Genomic DNA, 20,500 nt, shown 5'->3' with positions numbered 1-20,500 from the left:
TGAAGCTAGATGAGACCAACTTCCTGAAACTTGGCTTCGACGATCTCCCGGTCGAAGGGCTTCATGATATATTCATTTGCGCCGGCACGGATCGCGCGGGCGATATGGGCCACATCATTTTCCGTCGTGCAGAATACGACGACCGGGTTTTCACCGCCCTCTTCAGCCCGCAGGCTGGTCAGGAATTCCAGGCCATCCATCACCGGCATATTCCAATCCAGAAGAATGGCGTCCGGCATGGTTTGCTTACAGGCGTCAAGCGCCTGCTGACCGTCTTCCGCCTCCACAATCTCGAAGTTCATATCTTCGAGAATACGGCGCGCTACCTTACGGATGACACTGGAGTCATCAACTACAAGGCACTGTTTCATCTGGCATTACTCCACTCGTTGGCCTGTTGGCCGTTATGCTGCCGCCATAGGTTCTGTAAACATTGATCCAAGCAAGCGGTCCACATCCAGGATCACCATCAGCTTCCCATCCAGACGGTGCACACCGCCGGAGATTTCCGCCCAGCGGCGATCCAGGTTGGACGGGTTCGGCTCGGCGGAGGCGCTGGTCAGTGTCAGCACTTCCCCTACCGTATCAATGACCAGCCCGTAGCTTTCCTGCTTGTATTCGATGCCGACAGCCATCATCTGCTCGTCTTCCAGCGGCGGCAGATGCAGGCGGCGGCGCATGTTGATCGCGGTGACAATGCGTCCGCGCAGATTGAGCACACCGGCCACTTCCGGGGCCGACATGGGCACCCGGGTCACGCTTTCCGGAACGAACACGTCATGGACCTGGGAGATCGGCAAACCAAAGAGCTGGCCCCCGATCACCACGGTCACATACTGGATCATGTCGCTGGCAGTGGCAGCGTCCTCATTGAGTTTATGTTCCAGCACACTCATGCTGCAGCTCCCAATTCATTGGAGAAGACATCTTTAAGGGCCGCGATCAAGCCGGGACGGTCGAACTTGGCGACATAGTCGTCAAACCCGGCCTGGCGGCCGCGCTCGATCGAGGCCGGGGTCACCAGCGACGACAGCGCAAGGATCGGAACCTGCCGGAAACGCGGGTCACGCCGGAGCGATTCACAGAACTCGAAGCCGTTGATTTCCGGCATTTCGATGTCGCTGACAATCGCATGGAACTTGTCGCCGTTCTCCAGAATCTCGAAGGCCTGCTGCGGTCCGATACAGGTGGTCACATCATACCCGGCCGCCTTGAGAACCGGCGTCAGCATGTTGCGGAAGAAGGCGGAGTCGTCGACGAAGAGAACCTTCTTCGTCAGCGCTTCGATGTCCATCTCCTTGCGCATGAACCAGTCTTCAAAGGCCTGTGGCAGATAGTAGCCAAGATCGATGATTTCGGTTGCACGTTCCTTGATCACCGCAGAGCCGAGAATGCCGAGGCGTTCCGAGCCGACTTCGATGTCCAGGCGGTCTTCGACAATGTCGACGATCTCGTCGACCACGAGGCCCATGGAGCGGCCGGAGTCGGAGAACACGAGCATCGGCTGCGTGCCTTCCGTCTTGTGGCAATCGCCGTCGTTGACATAGACCAGCGGCATAAGCGCGCCGCGGTACTGAACCAGATCCCGGCCATTCGAGCGTTCGATCTTGGAGACCTCGAATTCTTCCAGGCGGGTGACCAGGGACAGCGGCACAGCCTTCGGCTCCGGCGCCCCGGCCCGGAAGAGCAGCATCGAGATTGCGTTCTGGCCGGTCATGGCCTTGCGATGCAGATCTTCATTGTCTTCTTCCTGGCTCTCGGCCACCGCGCTGGACGCATGGCTTGCCATGGCGCCTGCAATGCCGTTCGGGTCGATGATCATGATCACCGAGCCATCGCCGAGAATGGTATTGCCGGAGAACATGTCGAGATTGCGCAGCATGGTCGACATCGGCTTGACGACGATTTCCTCCGTGTGGAAGACCCCGTCAACCACAACACCGAAGGTCTGACTGCCGACCTGCATAACAACGATGAAGCCGTTGTCGGAGCTGATCGCCTGCTCGACATCTTCACCTTCATAGATACCCAGAAGCTGGGACAGATGCACCAGCGGCAGCAACTTGTTGCGCAAGCGCAGCACCGGGGTGTCCTTGATGCGCTCGATGCGGTGCTCCGAATTCGCCTGAACCCGGACAAGTTCCACGACCGAAAGCTGCGGAATGGCGAACCGGTCACCGCCTGCTTCCACAATCAAGGTGGAGACAATGGCCAGGGTGAGCGGAATCTTGATGATGAAGCTGGAGCCCTTGCCCGTGGTCGAGCGCAGGTCAACCGTGCCGCCGATCAGCTCGATGTTGTTGCGCACAACATCCATACCGACACCGCGTCCGGAAACGCTGGTAATGGCGGCAGCGGTGGAGAAGCCCGCATGGAAGATGAATTTATGGATCTGGGAATCCGTCATCTTCTCGACTTCGGCTTCCGTTGCAAGACCGCGTTCAACGACCTTCGACTTCACCTTGTCGACATCGATGCCCTTACCGTCGTCCCGGACTTCGATGATGATGTGGCCGCCTTCATGATAGGCTGCAAGGGTGATCGTGCCTTTTTCAGGCTTCCCAGCCGCCCGGCGGTCTTCCGGCAGCTCCAGACCATGGTCGGCGGAGTTGCGGACCATGTGGGTCAGCGGGTCCTTGATCATTTCAAGGACCTGGCGGTCCAGTTCCGTATCGGCGCCGATCATTTCCAGTTCGATCGGCTTTTCCAGTTCCTGGCTCAGATCGCGCACGATCCGCGGCAGTTTCTGCCACGCATTCCCGATCGGCTGCATCCGGGTCGCCATGACCCCTTCCTGCAGCTCAGCCGTCACGTTGGACAGGCGCTGCAGCGGTACCTTGAATTCGCTGTCTTCATGACGGCGGACAATTTCAAGAAGCTGGTTCCGGGTCAGCACGAGCTCGGAAACCATCGTCATCAGATGTTCGAGCGTGTCGACTGCGACACGGATGCTCTGGTTGGAAACACCGCCTCCGGCAGCTTTCTTCTCAGCGCCACCCTCCGCCTTTTTGGCGGCGGCCGGTTTTGCAGGTTCGGGTTTGGCTTCCGCCTTGGCAGCAGGTGCAGGCGCAGGGGCCGGAGCAGGCTCCTCGGCCTCATCCGCAGCCTCTTCGGCTTCTGCGGTTTCCGGCTCGGCGACCTCAACCTCTATTTCCGTCTCACGGAACGCCCGCTCAAGTTCATCCAGGGAGACTTCCCCGGGGCGCAGCGGCCGTTCAAGCGCCTGATCAGCAGCGTTTTCCTCAGCAGCCTCTTCGGCCGGGGCCTCAGCTTCGGCTTCGGCTTCCGCCGGCGCGCTTTCCGCCGGAGCGTCGGCTTCTCCTGCCATTGCCTTGTCGGCCTTGGCGGACATCTCTTCCAGATTGCCGATCAGCTCGCTGTCGTCGCCTTCCGGCTCCTCACCTTCGGCAGCTTCCAGCTCACCGAGGATGTCCTTGATCTGGTCGATGGAGACCAGAATGAGCGAAACCGCCTCCTGGGTAACCGGAGCGCCGTCACGGAATTTGCCCATAAGGGTTTCGGCCGCGTGCGCAATCCCTTCCAGCCGGGGCAGACCCAGGAAGCCGCAGGTACCCTTGATGGTGTGTACCAAACGGAAAATGTTATCAAGAATAGTAGCGTTGTTCGGTTCCTGCTCGAACTTTACGAGCTCAACGTCAACAACATCGAGACTCTCATTGGTCTCGGTAATGAATTCCCTGAGGAGGTCGTCCATGGCCTGCTCTCACCCGACTTGTTACTGGTTCCGCATCCCGAAAGGGACGTCTGGACCGAAAGTCCATGAGAGTAGGTTGACCTCAAAGAGTTAAGATACGCTGAAACGTTTGCCGACTTTTGTTCCGGTCGACTAGTTCTTGGGCAGGGCCGTAATTTTTACGCAGTCTTCTTGCTTATCTATCGTTAATACCATGCCTGACTCACGGGCGAGAAGCAGTGTATAGATCGGCTGAACCGAGTGAGCATCCACCCGTTCAGGCTCCTGTCCGTCAAGGGTTTCCTTCATTCCGAGCGGAATACGCGGGTTAAGCCCGCTCGCCTGGAGGGTAAAGGACGGCGATTGCGGATCGCCCTCCATCTCGACCTTGATTTCGCCCCCCCGCGGTACGCACTGATTGGCGATAAGAATGAGATTTAAGAGAAGTTTGACATAATTTTTCGGCATTAAGTGCCGGGTTACTTGCCAAACTAGGTCGGATTTTTCGTTTTCCATAAACCCTGTGGCAACTACCTGTGCGTCACCGAGGTCAATCTCCGCACCGGCCGACCCCGCAGCCCCAAAGGCAAGACGGGCGAATTGCAGCTTTGCCGAGGCCTGGCGCGCGCTTTTGCGGATCAGGTCCATCGCAAAGTCGCGCATATCCTCCGAGCCCTCCTCATCGAGAACCTCAAGACCATTGGTAATGGCCCCGACCGGACTGATGATGTCATGGCAGACACGGCTGGCGACCAGAGCGGCGAGATCAAGTGAAGACAGCTCTTGAAGTGCGGACATGGCGTTGCGAGGCTCTTTTGCAGGGTCTAAGCAGAAAAACTGATTCGAGATCGTCTGACCAAGGGTTACACATCCACAAAGCGCCTGCCAAGGCAGCCCCGGACGGCAATTCGGGTCTTCCAGATGAAAGTTGCGGATTTCGCGAATTTCCGGCGATTTTCTGCCGTAGGGGAAGTTAAATTTCACTCCTCCGGAGTGCATCCTACCCTTGCAGCGTTGTCTTGCGCCTCTTTAAGAAGCTGGGTTCCGTTCACGATAAACAGGAACCGGTTCACGATTGAATAGAAGAACACCAGCCGCCCTTCGACCACCGCATAGATGAACGGGCTACCCGCAGCCGCATAGCCTTCTGACAATGCGTAGCCGCCGCACCCGGCAAAAAGCGGCGCATAGGTTTCCGGATTGCGCTTGAACGCCGCCATATTGCCCTGATTGACAAAGAGCCATTCGGCCCCGCCCCATTGCAACTCAAAGCGCCGGTCTCCCTTGCGCGGCTTGCCGTCGACAAAATAACTGACCGGATCGTGCCCGCCGATGGCATAGCCGGTGATGGAATCAGGAACAAAAAGCTGGGGACGTGCTGCCACAGTCCCTGCGAATCCCGCCAAAAGGACGGCCATTGCCACGCAAAGACACATCCATGTCTTTTTTTCAGGCCAGCTTTTCATCGATTCGGCTTATGTAGGTGCAAAGTCATGGGCGAATCAGCATGATTCTGATTCAGTGTAGGCCACAGGGTCTCAAATGAGAACGCACGGCCTGGGGATATTGCGTGACCCGGCAAGGCTTCCGGCCGACAAAAGGAGTGTTTTTAAAATGGAACAAGGGTCCTGGCGCCTGGCGCCCTGGCTACACGCCGCCTTTTTCTGTCTGATCTTGATGGCCGCGCCCGCGCCGTCTCTTGCCCAAACCTCCGGATCTGAGCCGATCCCGTCCAACCAGACCTATGACGAGGACGAGATCCTGAAAACCGGCCATGAGTTTTTCGGCGCCGTCTCCGGCGGGCTGGCCTCGGTTTTCGAAAAGGCCTTTGCCCGGTTCGGTGAGCCCAACGGCTATATTCTCGGGGAAGAAGGCTCCGGCGCCTTTGTGGCAGGCGCCCGCTACGGCGAAGGCCATCTTTACACCCGCAACGCAGGCAACCACAAAATCTTCTGGCAAGGCCCTTCGGTTGGCTGGGATTTCGGCGCGGACGGCGCACGGGTGATGATGCTGGTCTATGGCCTGCCCAATGTGGATGCGATTTACGACCGGTTTACCGGTGTCAACGGTTCTGCCTATCTGGTGGGCGGTGCCGGCATGACGGTTCTTCTCAAGGATGAGGTCGTTCTTGTTCCCGTAAGGGCAGGAGTCGGGGCCCGCCTCGGTGTGAATATGGGCTATCTGAAAATCACACCGAAGCCGACATGGAACCCGTTCTGAGTTAAAAGATTAACGGTCTGCCGGTCTAATGTGCGGGAAGACTGTAGTTTCTAGCAGCCTTGGCGGCAGCACGGCTGTGGTCTAAAGGTAATAGAAGGGGCTTGGGAAAGCGACCGGGAGCCTGATGTGATCGAAGCGGCAATGTATGTGGCACTGGGATTTTGCACGGCCAGTCTGATCGGCCTTGCAATCCTGCCCGCCTTTTACCGCCGGGCGGCCCGCCTGACGGAGGAGGCTCTGCGCGCAGTCAATCCGACCAGCTATGCCGAAGTCCGAGCTGCCCAGGATCAGCAGCGCGCGCGCCACGCGGTCGACCTGCGCCGGGTGGAGCAGCAGCTGGAGGAAGAGCGGGCCAAGGCCGCAAAACACCATCTGGAAACCTCCCGTCTGCGCACCGAAATTGCAGCGCATACCAAGGCCCATGAAGCCGAGACCGCGGACCTGAAACAGCAGTTGGACCTTTTGAAGGGGGACGAAAAGGCGGTCGATCTTCTGACCGCCGAAATCAAGACCCTCAAGGACAAGCTTGCGGACTCGGAAAAAGCCCTCGCCGACAGCTGGAAGGCGGAACCGGAGAAGGCAGACGCCCCGCAGCCTGACAAGCCCCGCGACAGCGGCCATGACTGGATGCCGGCCGTCGACACGATGGCGCTTGCCACCATTACCGGACTGGAGGCAGAGGTTGCCACCTTGAAGGCAAAACTGGCGAAACTGGAGCCGACGGTCACCTCCGAAATCGAAGCGTCTCTGGCAGCCGACTCCAAGAGCCGGCTGGCGGAGCTTGAAACCCAGCTGATCGATACGGAAGCAAAATATGTCGCTGCGCAGGCGGAAGTCACCCGCCTGTCACTGCTGGTGGATTCCGGCACAAGCGGAGAGACTGATGCCCGCAACGGTTTGACGGCCCAGATCGAGGACCTGACCCGGAAGAACATCCAGCAGCAGGCGGACCTGACCAGCAAGGAACGGGTGCTGGAGCGGATGAAAGGCCAGGTGGAAAAACTTCAGAACGACCTGACCGACAGCCCCGCCCTGAAAGATCTGCGGCGGGATTTCAAAGCTCTGGCAGCCCGGATTGCCGTGGCCGGGGACGCGCCGGTCACCATTGCCAAATCGACTGCCCCCGCAAGCGCTACAAGGGCGGAAGCCGCTCCGGACAATCCTGCCGCCAAACCTGCGGCTGCAGACAGCACCTCCAAGGCCGCGAAAGATCAGGAGCGTGCGCCCTCCTCTTCGCCCACCCTGTCGCCTTTTGAGGTGGCCGTGAAATCGAAACGCGCCGAAAGCCCGGCCCATGCGGCTTCCGGCGCAGGCGCGGCCATTGGTACAGCCTCATCCGCTCCGTCTGCGGACAGCCTGAACTCCGCCGAGATCGCGTCGGCCGCCGAGGCTCTGGTCAGCCGGATTGTGGCCTCGAACCGCCGAAAGGACGGCGCTGCGAAAGCCGACACGTCCAAGAGTGACAAGGCGGGGGGGCCTGCGGCCAAGGCCAAGAGCACAACCCGGGCAGGCAAAGGGGCGAAAAGCAAATCCATAAAACAAAAAAAGATGGATGTGGCTTGATCTTAACGCATGGGACCGGTCATTTAGAGGGTAACCTCAAAAGAGCCTGAAGAGCCTGCTGTCCATGCTGATTGAACGCCACAACGCCATTTTGGAACTTGCCCGGCAGGTGGGCCGTGTCAGCGTCGAGGATCTTGCCAAACGCTTTGAAGTCAGCCCCCAGACAATCCGCAAGGACCTGAACGAGCTGTGTGAACGGCGCCTGCTGGCCCGAACCCATGGCGGCGCCCTGCTCTCCTCAGGGATCGAGAATGTCGGTTATGAAGCCCGCCGGATCATTTCAAGCAAAGAGAAGGCCGATATAGGCGAAAGCGTCGCTGCACTCATTCCGGACAACACCTCCATCTTCATCAATATCGGCACCACCACGGAGGCCGTTGCCCAGGCGCTGCTCCAGCACCGGGGCCTGATGGTGATCACCAACAACATCAATGTCGCCAGCTTAATGCGCGGTTATTCCCAGATTGAAGTGGTGATTGCCGGCGGTGTACTGCGCCATGCCGATGGCGGTATTGTCGGCGAGGCGGCTGTCGATTTCATGCGCCAGTTCAAGGTGGATTTTGCCGTGATCGGCGCCTCCGCCATCGACCCGGACGGATCCCTGCTCGATTATGACTACCGGGAAGTCAAGGTGACCAAGACAATCATGGACAATGCCCGCCATGTCATTCTGGCCGCCGACAGCACGAAATTCGAACGCACCGCACCGGTGCGGGTCGGCCACCTGTCTCAGGTCACCACCTTTGTCACCGACCATTGCCCGGATCCCGGCTTTAAGCAGATCGCCGCCGATGCCGAGGTCAGGCTGATCGAAACCGGCCCGGAGCCCTTGCCGGAAGACGGCTGACAACACGGCGGCCCCGAGCTGGGGAAGAGCTGTGGAGATCCTGTGACAAATTTTTGGAAAAGAATGGCACGCCCAACGGGACTCGAACCCGTGTTTCCGCCGTGAAAGGGCGGCGTCCTAGACCGCTAGACGATGGGCGCGCATGACTTGAAGCCGTGTCGGTTTCAAGCCGAGGACCGAGCGTATAAGGCGGCTTGCGGATGGACGCAAGCCCCCTTTTCATTTTTTTGTCACATGGCTGTTCATAACCCGGCTCAGGACAGGTGCAACCCTGCCCTCGCCCCTTTTGTCTGCGGTTTGGCGGGCCGCATTTTGTGGTTTCAAACAGGCTTTCCTTTGAGGTGGCCTCTTTGAAATCAGGCCGCGCAAGGCGAGCCCGGTGAAACGCAAAATGCGCTAGCGGGCGACAAAATCCGTCCGCCCGATTCGCTTGCCGGAGGCTGGATCAAAGCGCAGCAGGGCTGTCTTGCTGCCTTCCTTGACCAGAACCAGCATCACCCCGTCGGCAAAGCTGACCTGCTGCACCTCAGCCTCGGGGCCCACGGCCACGCTGGACGCAAAGGCGTCCCCGGAGATTTCACCTTCATTGGAGTTGATCTTGTACACAATTGCTGCAAAGACAGCGATCAAACCGGCAAACATGATCAGGGAAGACCCGAACAGAAGGCGCTTCAGCCGCGCCTGCATCCGTTCCGCCGCCGGATCCAGCGGCACCTCCTTCTGGTCTTCATCCCGAAAGTCAGGTTGTGACATGACAAACAATTCCCCCGAAAATCCGGCCGGAGACGGCTCGGACTTCAAATTAACGGTCGATGCAGCCGATGCCGGAAAACGGCTGGATGCGGTGTTGGCAGCGCATTTGGAAACGCTTAGCCGCAATAGGATCCAGTCCCTTGTCAGATCGGGAGATGTCACCGTCGGCGGCGCGAAAATAGTGGAACCGAAATTCCGGGTCAATGAAGGCGACGCCCTGGCCCTCACCCTGCCTGACGCGGAAGATCCCGAGCCAAAGGGCGAGGCTATTGCGATCAGCGTCGTCTATGAGGATGATCACTTGATTGTCGTCGACAAACCCGCCGGTTTGGTGGTGCATCCGGGGGCGGGCAACTGGACCGGCACCCTTGTCAATGCCCTGATCCATCACTGCGGCGACAGCCTGTCCGGGATCGGCGGCGTCAAACGGCCAGGCATTGTCCACCGGATCGACAAAGACACTTCCGGCCTTCTGGTGGTTGCCAAGACGGATCAGGCGCATCAGGGCCTGGCCGCCCAGTTTGCCGATCACGGCCGCACCGGCCCGCTAGAGCGCGCCTATTCCGCCCTTGTTTGGGGCGCGCCCCCAAGCCTGAAAGGCACCATTGACGCCAATCTCGCCCGGTCCCAGGCCAACCGCCAGAAAATGGCGGTGGTGAAAACCAGTGGCCGCCATGCGGTCACCCACTGGCAGGTGAAGGACCGGTTCGGGCCCGCAGACGCACCGGCCCTTGCCGCCTTGATGGAATGCCGGCTGGAAACGGGCCGGACCCATCAGATCCGCGTGCACATGACCCATATCGGCCATCCGCTGATCGGCGATGAAGACTATGGCTCCGGTTTCAAAACCAAGATCAACCGTCTGGAAGAGCCCCTCAAATCGGCCGTAATCGGCTTCAAACGGCAGGCTCTTCATGCCGGATTACTGGCATTCGAGCATCCGGCCAGCGGGGAAACCTTGCGTTTTGAAAGTCCTTACCCGTCTGATTTCGCAAATCTTTTGTCGATATTACAAAAATTTTAGGATCTAAATCCGCTCTTCTGCCATGCAATCGGCAATTTCGAACCTATATTGAGCTTGCGTGTGTGCCATTATGGACACGACAAAGCGTTTTCCGGTCTTCTGACATGGTTTGCTTGCGTATGGAGTGCGGGGCAGCAGGGAAGACAAAGGGGCGCGAACTTTGCGAAAGGGGGCGCATTCAATGGCCCAGAACGTACCTACTCTCACCGCCGGGGAAGGTGGCCTGAGCCGCTACCTGGATGAGATTCGTAAATTTCCGATGCTGCAGCCGCAGGAAGAATATATGCTCGCCAAGCGGTACAAGGAGCATGAAGATCCGCAGGCTGCCGAGCGTCTTGTGAATTCCCACCTGCGTCTTGTTGCGAAAATCGCCATGGGGTACCGCGGCTACGGTCTGCCGATCGGGGAAGTTGTGTCTGAAGGCAATGTCGGCCTCATGCAGGCGGTCAAACGGTTCGAGCCGGACAAGGGCTTCCGGCTGGCGACCTATGCCATGTGGTGGATCAAGGCGGCCATCCAGGAGTACATCCTGCGGTCCTGGTCGCTTGTCAAAATGGGCACCACGGCCAACCAGAAACGCCTCTTCTTCAACCTGCGGCGCCTGAAAGGCAAGATCCAGGCCCTGGACGAGGGCGATCTGAAGCCGCATCAGGTGAAAGAGATCGCGACTCGCCTGGGCGTTTCCGAAGACGAAGTGATTTCCATGAACCGGCGCCTGGGCGGCGATGCCAGCCTGAACGCACCGGTTCGGGCGGAAGCCGATGCCGGAGAATGGCAGGACTGGCTCGTGGACGAAAGCGACAGCCAGGAGACCCTTCTGGCCAATCAGGAAGAGCTGGACATGCGCCGCAAGCTCCTAAGCGATGCCATGGACGTGCTCAATGAGCGCGAGCGCCGCATATTTGAGGCCCGCCGACTGTCGGAAGATCCGATGACCCTGGAGGATCTCTCCGGTGAGTTCGGCGTCAGCCGGGAGCGTGTGCGCCAGATTGAGGTGCGGGCCTTTGAAAAGGTGCAAAAGGCGGTCCGCAGCACGGCGCGGGCCCGCGAACACCAGCAGCCCGCCGCATAACGGCATATACTGCCTGCATCATGGACGGACACAAAAACGCCGGAGACTTGCTCCGGCGTTTTGCTTTTCTTATCGTCTGATCGCAAAGAGGGGCTCGCTCCTTGAGATGTCCTTTTAGAGGGCATCAGATCAGCGAAGTTCCTTGGCATAGCTCTCCACCGGAACAACCTTGCTAATCAAACCGGCCTCGGCCATGAACTCCGCAAAGCGCATGTAGCGGCCTTCATCCAGCACGCCCGGCCGCTTGGCAAAGCGCGGCAGCGTGTCGGCCCAGGCCCGCTTGTTCAACTCATCGTTCAAATGCGGATAGGCCTCGATGAAGGCATCCCAAGCCTCATCCGGATGGTTTGTCAGATAGATGGTCGCAGCTTCCACCGCAGCCAGAAACTTGACATAACGCGGATCATCCACCGTATCCTTTCCGACCACATAGACCAGCTCATCAAAAATCGGCACGCCATTTTCTTCCGGGAAGAAGGCCCGCCCCTCCTTGCCCTCGATCTCGATCTGGGTCAGCTCGAAATTGCGGTAAGCCCCGATGACCGCGTCCACCTGACCTGCCATCAGCGCCGGAGACAGGGAGAAATTCACATTGATCAACTCCACATCATCGATGGTCAGTTCAACCGATTTGAGCATCTGCCCCAGCATGGCATCTTCAAAGCCGGACACGGAAAAGCCGATGGTCTTGCCCTTCAGGTCCTTCAAGGTCTTGATGGGCCCATCCTTGAGCACGATCAGCGAGTTAAGCGGCGTTTCCACAAGGGTTCCGATCCAGGACACCGGCAGGCCTTCCTCGATCAGCGCATGCAGGGTCGGCTGATAGGAAATGGCAATGTCGCCCTGCCCGGCCGCAACCAGCTTGGGCGGCATGGACGGGTCGGCCGGCTCGATCAGCTCCACCTCCAGCCCTTCCGCCGCGAAGAACCCCTTGGTCTTCGCCGTGATGACAGGAGCATGATCGGGGTTCGTGAACCAGTCCAGAAGCACGGTAAGCTTCTCAGCGGCCTGAACCGGACCGCTGGCCAGAAGTGCGGTGGCAAGAGACAGGGACAACAGGATTCTTTTCATGAAACTCCTCCGGAATGTGGCAGTCAGTCTTCGGCCTGCCAGGGAACAAGACGTTGGGTGAGGTGGTCGACTGCAGCGCGCATCGCCAGAACCATCAAGGCCAGCAAAATGACTGCAGCAAAAAGAAGATCTGCTTTTCCGCGGGCATTGGCCTGCAGCATGATGAAGGCAAGCCCGCCTTTGGCCCCCGCCCATTCACCAACCACCGCCCCTATGGGCGCAAAGACGGCGGCCACCCGCATCCCTGAGGCAAGCGCCGGAAGGGCCGCAGGCAGCCGGAACACCACAAGTTCCTGAACCCGGTTGACCCGGTAAAGGCGCGCAAGATCGGCAAGGCCGGGATCGAGCCGGCGCAACCCGTCATAGACCGTGGAGGTCACCGCGAAAAAGATGATCAGGATGGCCATGACGATCTTGGAGGTCATACCGAAGCCGAGCCAGAGAACAAGCACAGGGGCAATGGCAAAGACCGGCAAGGCCTGGGTCACCAGAACGGCCGGCATGACCAGGCGTCCGGCGAGCGGAAACAGCCAGACCAAGACGGCAAGCGCCGTTCCGCACAGCACCCCAAGAACAAACCCCAGCAGGGTCTCTGACGCGGTGATGCCCGCATGGTAGAATAAAAACCCTGCATTGGTGGGAAAGGCACGCAGAACATCGACCGGGCCGGGCAGCAGGAATGCAGGCGGCTGAAACACCGCCACAAGTAAGGCCCAGACCCCGAAGACCGCAAGGACAGAAACGGCAATGCGCCTCAGCACCAACAGCACGTCTCTCATGCGGCCTCTCCGGGCGCACGGCAGCTGTTTGGATCTTTCTTTCCAGCAGCCGGTCTTCGCTGGTGCGATGACGGCTGCCCTGGCAGACACGAACGCATAGGATCTCCCGTCCTCACCCCGGCCTCGCACACCCATTCAAAGGCATGCAAAAGAGACCGGCGCTCACGGCTGGCGCCCCCGCAGCTTCCAGAATCCGGTTACAGCAGGAAAATGACCAGCCAGTATGACACTGGAGATCCGGGATATAGGCTAAGGATTCCGTCCCTTCGCCGGTATGACCCGGATCAGGTTCTAAGGGTTCAGCTTAACGCCATCTCAGCTCCGGAAACCGGAACACCCCTCGGACCGAGGCGCGAACATGCCCCGCCTTGAGACAAAACGCAAGACCGGTCCGGAAACCTTTTCTCCGGCAAACCTTAAACACACTGCCATTTCAGAGAGAAAACGGCTGAAGCAACCGCATTTCATGCGCTTTGACTTTCGCTTCCAGACATCAGAGATATCACAGCAAAGCGGTTTGAAACCGGATGACAGAGCGCTCTTTCAAGCCTTAGCCCGCTTGCCAGGAGGCAACCGCCTTGTTGACGACGTCATTGCCCGTTTCGCCCTTTTCGAGGGTCAGGATGCCGCGCTTGCCGTTTTCATACAGCATCGGAATATCGATCCAGCCACGCCCGCTCAAGAGTCCCATATTGCGCTCTTCCTTGTCGATGTCATTCGACAGGGCAATCCAGAAGATGCCGGGAGAGACTTTCACAGACGCGCCGATCAGGGCATCGCCCCGGGCTTCTTCCGTCGGCTTCATGACAAGACCTGGCACATTGACCACGTCCCCGGCCGCAAATCCGTCCGGAAAGTCATATTCGATTTCCACCAGATGGCTTGCAGGCAGTGACGTGTCGTCATTCGGCTTGATACGGATATCAACTTTCACCCCACGCTCGGGGATGTCCACTTGCGCGGTCAGAACAGACAGCTGGTTGCCGTTGAGATCCGTTTCTTGCCTCAGGCCCCAGACAACCGCCCCTTGAGACGCCGTACCTGCTCCGGACGTATCTTCCCCTTCTTCATAGAGGATGGACCGCTGGGCCCCACTGGGTGCTGGCGCGCTTGCAGAGGCGCTTGCTCCCGGCTGGGTGATACTTGCCAGACCGCCCTGTGTCCCGCCAACAGACGGCTGGGCTGGTTCCACAAGCGGAATTGCAGAGGTTGAGCCGGTGCTGGCCGCTCCCGGCGAGGAGGGCGTGGAGGCAACCGGTGCGGACGGCCGCGGCGTGATCGTCGTTGTGGTAACCGTGCGGGCATCAGGCGCAACAACCTCGCCGCCGCTGTCATCCAGAAGCCTGTCGGTGTTCTTGGCACTTGCGCCCGTATCTGCCGGGTCCTCGGCCACCGAGGCCTGGGACGGCGCGGGCTCTGGCTGAAAAGTGGCAGGCTGCGTGTCCTCTGCCGGTGTCTCCTGACGGCTGACCGCCGCCTGGTCCTCCGACGGCAGGAAGAAATAAGCGGCGGCGCCCAGAACGATCAGAACCAGAACCCCAGCGAGCGCGACCGGAACCATTCGTCCGGCCCCTGACCCGCGCAACGCATCCGACGCGCTGAGCCGCTCCCGTTTGGACCGATCCTGAGGCACCGGCACCGGAACCGGCTCATGCCGGTCGGCAAAGAGCGAGGGCATCTCCTCGTCTGTACCATCTTCTTCGGCGTCATATCCTTCGTCGCCAGCGCGGATCGAGCCCCGGAAAGCCGGTTCCTTACGGGCATCGATCACAACTCCAGAGCGTTTTTCCGGGGCCGGGTCGACGGCCTCCTTGACGTTCTGAACCGCTTTGTTGGCCGCTGCGCCCAGTTGCTCGGCCTCAGACAAAGTGTCTTTCAAGGGCGAGGGAATATCCGTGTCCGCGTCTGCAGCTTTACCGTCAGAGGCCTCTGCAAATGAGGAGGCCCGAGACGGCTCCCTCTCAGGACCGTCAAGCGCGGGCAGTCCATCCTTTGGACCGGTCTCCGGCATCACAGGTGCAGCCGGTGGCGTCACGGGGGACGACACCGGCGCGGATACAGGCGGAGCTTCGGCCGCTTTGACCTCACTGCCGGGGACGTCCGGCACCGGATCTTCAGGCCGCACATCCTCGGGCGCTTCAACCTCGGGTGCAGCGACAGAAAAGTCTGGCGCCGGGGATGTAGAAGGCGCAGCAGGTTCAGGGACTTTGGCCACCTCAGGGGGGGCCTCAGCGTCTTGCGGTTCCGGCGCCTGCGGCGCGGCCGCAGAAGAAGAGGACGGCGGCGTTGGCGCGGATGTGGAGGTGCCGGGCGACGGGCTCAGCCCTAGGCTTTCCCGGGCAGCTTCCGCTTCCACTTTCCGGATCGCCTCTTCAAGGCGCAGCTGCTCGGCCGTGATTTCGGACGGGGAAAGCGGCGGCTCATAGGCTTTCAGCTGATTGACAATGGCGTTGCGTGCCCGGCTGTAAACGCTTCTGCGGGCAGCTCCGTTGCTTTCCGGCAAGGACGCGATTGTTTTCTTCAAAATCGAATAGTAATCAGCCATCTTCCTGCCTACAGGCCACGCGCGCGTTCAATTTCTGCCAGCCCGGGATATGGTTTCCCCAGAGGCTTATAGCAAGTTTTCGATGACCGGTGCCAACTCTTCCCGTATTCGCCCACACATCGTCCCTTACACAGCACATCCGTGGAACGGTTTGAAGGTCGCCTCTTGACGGCCTTCTGCCATTCCAAAGCGACGCAGAGTGATTCGCCCAGCGCCACTTTTTTTTTCAATATTGGGCCTTTTCAGCCAAAGATCTCAATCCTGGAAGGGATTCTGCACAAGAATTGTGTCATCACGCTCCGGGCTCGTCGATAGAAGCGCAACCGGTGCTCCGATCAATTCTTCGACGTGACGGACATATTTGATAGCCTGAGCCGGCAATTCTGCCCAGCTGCGGGCCCCTTCCGTGGATTCCTTCCAGCCCGGCAGGCTTTCATAGATCGGAACAACCCGCTCCTGCGCGCCTTGCGACGCCGGCAGATAGTCGATCCGCTCCCCGTCCAGCTCATACCCGATGCAGATCTTGATTTCGTCCATCCCGTCCAGAACATCGAGCTTGGTCAGGGCAATACCGTTGATGCCGGAGGTGCAGACGGTCTGGCGCACGAGCACCGCGTCGAACCAGCCACAGCGGCGGCGGCGGCCGGTCACGGTTCCAAATTCATGGCCGCGCGTGCCCAGGAACTCCCCAACCTCGTTCTGCTGTTCCGTCGGAAACGGTCCTTCCCCGACCCGTGTCGTGTAAGCCTTGGTGATGCCAAGCACATAGTCGACCGAGCCCGGCCCGAGGCCACAGCCAGTTGCCGCCTGACCTGCAACCGTGTTGGAGGACGTTACAAACGGATAGGTGCCGTGGTCGATATCCAGCAGCGCCCCCTGGGCGCCTTCAAACAGAATACGCTTGCCCTGGCGGCGCAGGTCGTCCAGCAAGTACCAGACCTTGTCCATATAGGGCAGAACCTTGTCGGCAACGCTGGCCAGTTCGTCATAGATGGCCTGCGCGGAGATCTCATCCTGCCCCAGACCGCGCCGCAAGGCATTGTGGTGGGTCAGAAGCCGGTCGATTTTCGCAGGCAGGGTCGTCAGGTTCTTAAGATCCATCAGCCGGATCGCCCGGCGGCCAACCTTATCTTCATAGGCCGGGCCGATGCCGCGTTTTGTGGTCCCGATGCGGGTGCCGGTGTTGGAATTCTCGCGCAGCGCGTCCAGCTCCCGGTGGAGCGACAGGATCAGCGTGGCATTTTCGGCAACACGCAGGGTTTCCGGCGTGACAACCACCCCCTGCTGACCGAGACGTTCCACTTCTTCAGCCAGGGCGTGCGGGTCGAGCACGACCCCGTTGCCGATGACGGACAGCTTGCCTTCGCGGGCAACGCCGGAGGGCAGCAGGGAGAGCTTGTAGCTGATACCGTCAATGACGAGCGTGTGTCCGGCATTGTGTCCGCCCTGGAACCTGACAATGACATCGGCTTGTTCCGACAGCCAGTCGACAATCTTGCCTTTGCCCTCGTCCCCCCATTGCGAACCGACAACCACCACATTCGCCATCTAGTCTTTGCTCTCCTGAAAGCAGCTTGGGCCTCTCCGGGCCTGCCGGAACGCCAACACGACAAGCCCCGGCAAGGCGGCCGGGGCAAACGGCGCGGACTATAGACAGGTTTCCCCCCGCAGGCGAGTCTCCAGAGACAAAATATCCGGGCTGCCCGGCCAGACAGGCGCAACGCCGCTTCCCTCCCTCGTCAAAACACCCCGGCAAGGTAACCTTACCTTGCGATGCCAAAGGCTTATTTCGGCGGATCAGACGGTTCCCCGCCCCTTTCACCTCCGGCCATCCTGTTGATCATCGGGGAGGTGCGCAGCAGCCAGACAAACCGCCGCCTCTGGCTGGCCGGCACAGCGTCCCGGCGGAACATCCGCATGATGATAAAGAGAACCAGCATCAGATGCAGCGTGGCCGTGTAGACAAAAAACGTGGCCGGCCCAAACATCCCCATCAAGAGAGAGGCGGCAAACGGGCCGATCATCGCCCCGCAGCCAAAGGCCAGCATGAGACCGGCCGCCATGTCGACAAACTGTCCCTCCAGGGCATGATCATTGCCATGGGCCACCGACAGGGAATAGAGCGGCAGCGCGAACCCGCCAAACAGAAACACGCCGATGAAAAGCTCAAGCTCCGTTTCGGAACGGGCAATATAGAGACAGGCCAGTGCGGCCCCAATGGTGAAGACGATCAGCACCAGGCGTCGGTCAATCCGGTCGGACACCCACCCCGCCGGATACTGGAACACCGCGCCCGCAAACACCCACAGTGCGATGAAGGCCGCCACAGTCTCCAACCCCAGCCCGATGCTTTCCGCATAGACCGGTCCGACCATCCGGAACGCCCCATTGGTCAGGCCAATGGTGAAGATCCCGACCATGGCCACCGGGGACACCTGCCACAGATTGAGCGGATTGACGATGCGGGCGGGCGGCGCCGGTGGATTGCCCTCGCGCGCCAGAGCAATCGGCACGATGGCAAAACAGAACAGCACCGCCAGCACCATGAGAATTTCAGACCCCGCAGCCCCGAAAACGGGCAGGATGAACTGCCCTCCCATCACCGCGCCCAGATCCACGATGCGGTAGACCGACAGGATGCGGCCCCGCGAAGCGTTGGTAGCAATGGAGTTCATCCAGCTTTCCAGCACCATGGCCGTGCCGCAAAACGCCGCACCGCTGACAAACCGGGCCAGCATCCAGGGCCAGCCCGCCGGAGCAAAGGCAATTGACAGCACCGCAATTGCGCTGATGGAGGCAAGCGCCGCAAAGACCCGGATATGCCCGGCCCGCGCGATCAGGAACGGTGCAAGCAGAACCCCGCAAATCATGCCGGCAAAATAGAGCGAGCCCAGCAGGCCGATACTCGCATCGGGCAGCGCCTCGGCACGGGCGCGCACCGCAATCATGGTCATGGACAGCCCGTTGGCGCCAAGCAGGCAGGCCGCAGCAATCAGGAGCGGCGCAAGGCGTCCGGCAAGAGACACGCTTTGAGCTGGCGGGGCAATCTGTGGCATGGGCACCTGGGTCTTGGGGTCCGCGGCGTAGGGACACTTTATTCTGAACGGACAGAGGTTCAGCACAACGCCTTTGACGAGATCAGCGGCACTTTGCCGAAGTGGCCCGCCAAGGCAAGTCCGGAAAGACAACTATCTCGCCAAAGGATCGGTTTTCGGGTGTTTCGGCGGCGCGGGGCCTGTTACATCGACTTCAACCATAAGACTCTATTGGGTGCGGTTGGTATTCCACCAGACAGCACCGCTGACGAAACCTAACCCGATACCGGAACACTCATGTCCCTTCGCAACTGGATCCTTCTCCTTTGTCTTGGCGCGATCTGGGGCGGATCGTTCCTCTTCGCCAAGGTGGCGGTGGCCGAAATCCCGCCGTTCGTGCTGGTGTTTTTGCGGGTCTCCAGCGCCTGCCTTGTGCTCCTCGCGATCCTCTGGGCCCAGAGGCTGCTGCGGTCGTTTCCGCTCCATCTGGCTGGCGCCTTTCTGGTGATGGGGCTGTTGAACAACGCCATCCCCTTTTCGCTGCTCTTTTGGGGCCAGACGGAAATCGGGGCCGGGCTGGCCTCGATCCTCAACGCCACCACACCGGTTTTCACCGTGCTTGTGGCAGGTCTCCTGACTGGCCAGGAACCTTTGCCCTGGACCAAGATCGCGGGAGTTGCCCTTGGCGTTGCAGGTGTGACGGTGATGCTGTCCGGCAGCCTGTCCGGGCTTGTTCAGGAACCGCTATGGGCACAGCTTTGCTGCCTCGGCGCGGCGCTCTCCTATGCGTTTGCGGCAACCTACGCCCGGCGGTTCCGCTCCATCCCTCCGCAGATCGCAGCTGCAGGCCAGCTGATGGGCTCCAGCCTGATCATGCTACCTGTGGCACTGGTGACTGGCTCCAGCTGGTCCCTTTCCGCCACCAGCCCGGCGGCCTGGGCCAATGTGGCCGCCCTTGGCGTTGCGGCAACCGCCTTTGCCTATCTGATCTATTTCAAACTGCTGGCCGATGCCGGGGCGACCAATGCGTCCCTGGTCACCCTGCTGGTTCCCGCCAGCGCGCTCTTTTTCGGCTGGCTGCTTCTGGATGAAACCTTAAGCGCCCTACAGCTTGGCGGGTTCAGCCTGCTTCTGAGCGGGCTGATTGTTCTGGATGGACGCCTGGTCCGCCGGTTTTCCCCTGGCAAGATCTAGAAACAACGTTTTGCACAAGACATATTGTGAAAAATACTAGGCATCCGGTGTCTGACTGGGCAAATTGGAGCTTCCTGCCGGGGCAGCTCCCACCAGCTCTGCCCAAGTCTGACCGAATGGAAATCCCTTCATGACCAAGTTTTTTTCTGCAGGCGCTCTCGCCGCCACGTGCCTTGCCCTGTCGGCCTGCGCCAGCATCACGCGCGGCACGCAGGAGACGGTCAAAGTCTATGTTTCCCCGGCGGATGCGCTGATTGCCAGCAATATCGGCCTGAGCTGCAACACCTCGCCCTGTTCCTTGAAGGTCTCCCGCAAGACGGAATTTGCGCTGACGGTCTCCAAGGAAGGCTACGAGAAACAGACGATTCTGGTGACAACCGGCGTTGCCCCCGGAGGTGTTGCCGGCATGGCCGGCAATGTTGTGTTTGGCGGTGTCATCGGCGTTGGCATCGATGCGGCCACAGGCGCCACGCTCGGCCACAAACCGAACCCGGTTCTTGTCGAGCTGGTTCCGCTCAACCCGAACAATCCGAAGACACCGAAAGGCGACCTGTCCGATGTGCGCGAACGCCTTGCGGCCCGCCAGCGGGAACAGGAAGAAGCCGCAAGGCGCAAATCCGGCGGCGTCTGAGACAGACGGACCGGATCAGACGCGGCGCACGCCAGTCACCTGAAACTGAAATACGCTCCGGCGCACGCTGCA

18 protein-coding genes, 1 tRNA gene and 1 riboswitch are annotated in these 20,500 nt (G+C 60.0%); of the genes, 7 read left to right on the top strand and 12 right to left on the bottom strand.

Annotated features, from left to right (window positions below; genetic code table 11):
• Positions 1–5 precede the first annotated feature (5 nt).
• From ACXAIC_RS03650 to ACXAIC_RS03630, 5 genes are all read right to left on the bottom strand, one after another.
• Positions 6–371, bottom strand: a complete 366-nt coding sequence (locus ACXAIC_RS03650) for a response regulator (protein WP_475173730.1) — start codon at positions 369–371, stop codon at positions 6–8.
• A 33-nt stretch (positions 372–404) separates the two neighbouring features.
• A complete protein-coding gene (locus tag ACXAIC_RS03645) occupies positions 405–896 on the bottom strand; it encodes a chemotaxis protein CheW (protein ID WP_475173728.1) in 492 nt (163 codons plus the stop codon).
• The gene (locus tag ACXAIC_RS03640) at positions 893–3,715 is read right to left on the bottom strand and encodes a hybrid sensor histidine kinase/response regulator (protein ID WP_475173726.1); all 2,823 of its coding nucleotides are present in this window, start codon (positions 3,713–3,715) and stop codon (positions 893–895) included. Before ACXAIC_RS03640 ends, ACXAIC_RS03645 begins: the two co-directional genes overlap by 4 nt.
• 132 nt (positions 3,716–3,847) lie before the next feature.
• On the bottom strand, positions 3,848–4,492 hold the full coding sequence (chpT, locus tag ACXAIC_RS03635; RefSeq protein WP_475173863.1) for a histidine phosphotransferase ChpT: 645 nt from the start codon (positions 4,490–4,492) through the stop codon (positions 3,848–3,850).
• A 182-nt stretch (positions 4,493–4,674) separates the two neighbouring features.
• Positions 4,675–5,079, bottom strand: a complete 405-nt coding sequence (locus ACXAIC_RS03630; protein WP_475173723.1) for a YHS domain-containing (seleno)protein — start codon at positions 5,077–5,079, stop codon at positions 4,675–4,677.
• A gap of 229 nt (positions 5,080–5,308) precedes the next feature.
• Here ACXAIC_RS03630 and ACXAIC_RS03625 point away from each other — a divergent pair, with 229 nt between their 5' ends.
• From ACXAIC_RS03625 to ACXAIC_RS03615, 3 genes are all read left to right on the top strand, one after another.
• Positions 5,309–5,914, top strand: a complete 606-nt coding sequence (locus ACXAIC_RS03625) for a DUF1134 domain-containing protein (protein WP_475173721.1) — start codon at positions 5,309–5,311, stop codon at positions 5,912–5,914.
• Positions 5,915–6,040: 126 nt separating this feature from the next.
• A complete protein-coding gene (locus ACXAIC_RS03620; protein WP_475173718.1) occupies positions 6,041–7,477 on the top strand; it encodes a hypothetical protein in 1,437 nt (478 codons plus the stop codon).
• Between the two features lie 64 nt (positions 7,478–7,541).
• Positions 7,542–8,324 (top strand): DeoR/GlpR family DNA-binding transcription regulator, encoded by a 783-nt coding sequence (locus ACXAIC_RS03615; protein WP_475173715.1) that lies wholly within the window; start codon positions 7,542–7,544, stop codon positions 8,322–8,324.
• Between the two features lie 64 nt (positions 8,325–8,388).
• On the opposite strand, the gene ACXAIC_RS03610 is transcribed toward ACXAIC_RS03615, so the two are convergent.
• Together ACXAIC_RS03610 and ACXAIC_RS03605 are read right to left on the bottom strand one after the other, a co-directional pair.
• Positions 8,389–8,464: transfer RNA gene (locus ACXAIC_RS03610), tRNA-Glu, on the bottom strand.
• A 256-nt stretch (positions 8,465–8,720) separates the two neighbouring features.
• Complete coding sequence (locus ACXAIC_RS03605; RefSeq protein WP_475173713.1) at positions 8,721–9,077, bottom strand: hypothetical protein; 357 nt, start codon at positions 9,075–9,077, stop codon at positions 8,721–8,723.
• On the opposite strand from ACXAIC_RS03605, the gene ACXAIC_RS03600 reads away from it, so the two are divergent.
• Both ACXAIC_RS03600 and rpoH read left to right on the top strand, forming a co-directional pair.
• Positions 9,076–10,101, top strand: coding sequence for an RluA family pseudouridine synthase (locus ACXAIC_RS03600; RefSeq protein ID WP_475173711.1), 1,026 nt, complete (start codon positions 9,076–9,078; stop codon positions 10,099–10,101). The two genes, ACXAIC_RS03605 and ACXAIC_RS03600, sit on opposite strands and share 2 nt — an antisense overlap.
• A 181-nt stretch (positions 10,102–10,282) precedes the next feature.
• Entirely contained in the window at positions 10,283–11,173 is an 891-nt protein-coding gene (rpoH, locus tag ACXAIC_RS03595) for an RNA polymerase sigma factor RpoH (protein WP_475173707.1), read from the top strand.
• Between the two features lie 129 nt (positions 11,174–11,302).
• Here the strand turns inward: rpoH and ACXAIC_RS03590 are convergent, their stop codons facing one another.
• The 5 genes from ACXAIC_RS03590 to ACXAIC_RS03570 form a co-directional block, all read right to left on the bottom strand.
• Positions 11,303–12,244, bottom strand: coding sequence for an ABC transporter substrate-binding protein (locus tag ACXAIC_RS03590; RefSeq protein WP_475173705.1), 942 nt, complete (start codon positions 12,242–12,244; stop codon positions 11,303–11,305).
• A 23-nt stretch (positions 12,245–12,267) separates the two neighbouring features.
• Entirely contained in the window at positions 12,268–13,023 is a 756-nt protein-coding gene (locus tag ACXAIC_RS03585; RefSeq protein WP_475173702.1) for an ABC transporter permease, read from the bottom strand.
• Between the two features lie 244 nt (positions 13,024–13,267).
• Positions 13,268–13,374, bottom strand: a riboswitch (TPP riboswitch).
• A 199-nt stretch (positions 13,375–13,573) separates the two neighbouring features.
• Positions 13,574–15,568, bottom strand: coding sequence for a hypothetical protein (locus ACXAIC_RS03580; protein WP_475173701.1), 1,995 nt, complete (start codon positions 15,566–15,568; stop codon positions 13,574–13,576).
• A gap of 255 nt (positions 15,569–15,823) precedes the next feature.
• On the bottom strand, positions 15,824–17,116 hold the full coding sequence (locus ACXAIC_RS03575) for an adenylosuccinate synthase (protein ID WP_475173698.1): 1,293 nt from the start codon (positions 17,114–17,116) through the stop codon (positions 15,824–15,826).
• Positions 17,117–17,352: 236 nt separating this feature from the next.
• Positions 17,353–18,624 carry an MFS transporter gene (locus tag ACXAIC_RS03570; protein WP_475173697.1) on the bottom strand — a complete coding sequence of 424 codons (1,272 nt, stop codon included), beginning with the start codon at positions 18,622–18,624 and terminating at the stop codon, positions 17,353–17,355.
• Between the two features lie 276 nt (positions 18,625–18,900).
• Here ACXAIC_RS03570 and ACXAIC_RS03565 point away from each other — a divergent pair, with 276 nt between their 5' ends.
• Together ACXAIC_RS03565 and ACXAIC_RS03560 are read left to right on the top strand one after the other, a co-directional pair.
• Positions 18,901–19,797: a DMT family transporter gene (locus ACXAIC_RS03565; protein ID WP_475173695.1), complete on the top strand. Its 897-nt coding sequence runs from the start codon at positions 18,901–18,903 to the stop codon at positions 19,795–19,797.
• Positions 19,798–19,927: 130 nt separating this feature from the next.
• A complete protein-coding gene (locus ACXAIC_RS03560; protein ID WP_475173693.1) occupies positions 19,928–20,428 on the top strand; it encodes a translation initiation factor 2 in 501 nt (166 codons plus the stop codon).
• Positions 20,429–20,500: the final 72 nt, after the last annotated feature.

Source organism: Roseibium sp. AWQ4_254, from assembly GCF_056161025.1.
This window is presented reverse-complemented; position numbering and strand designations above follow the sequence as displayed.